Origin of the sequence: Campylobacter sp. IFREMER_LSEM_CL2194 (genome assembly GCF_025771685.1) — a bacterium.
Taxonomy (GTDB): domain Bacteria; phylum Campylobacterota; class Campylobacteria; order Campylobacterales; family Campylobacteraceae; genus Campylobacter_D.
Genome location: NZ_JAKMQS010000055.1, coordinates 1 through 671, shown reverse-complemented (window position 1 = coordinate 671; position 671 = coordinate 1). Strand labels below are relative to the sequence as shown.

At 26.8% G+C, this 671-nt stretch carries 1 protein-coding gene; it reads left to right on the top strand.

Going from position 1 to position 671, the window contains the following annotated elements:
• Positions 1-79: 79 nt before the first annotated feature.
• On the top strand, positions 80-671 hold a 592-nt coding region (locus L8V79_RS08145), incomplete at its 3' end, for a hypothetical protein (protein ID WP_263703201.1).

The window sequence follows — 671 nt, the reverse complement described above, 5'->3', positions numbered from 1 at the left end:
CATGATATGTTAAATATAAAAACTAAATTTTATTTATACCAAGGTATTTGAAATAATATACTTTAAAAAGGAGTATCAAATGAAAATCACAATGATAATTTTAAGCTTATTTTCTTTAGTATCTTTAGGTGCATGTGCTTTTAAAGAAAATAAAGCAAGTGAATTAGAAACTCTTGCAAGTAATTATGGTGGAATTTATATCTTTGATAAAAAAATAAGAGAAGAGATATTGGAAAATGAAAGAAAGAAAGGAGAGGCAATGAAAAAAATGTCTTTAGGGGATGATTTTTGGGATCAATTAAAAATCATAGAAAAAAAATTCCCTCAAGTCCTTTCTAATGGTTGTAAATATTATCGTAACGATTATAATTATGATGTAGATGATCCTGACTATGATTTTAACTTCGATGATAAACCCGAATTTGCATACTATGAAGATCAATTTAAAGCATATATGGGTGAAGAAAACTATAAAAAATTAAGACCTTATTTAGGTATGACAACTTATTATGTGTGTGAGGGTAAAAAATATCCTATTGTTTTTGCTACTATGATAGATTATAAAGTAAAAAGCTATGGATTATTTGGAGATGAAGGAAGAGGATTTAGCTTTTCTAGTATTAGTCGTAAAAGTGCAGGAGGAGGATCTTTTCATTATTTTACTAATGGTA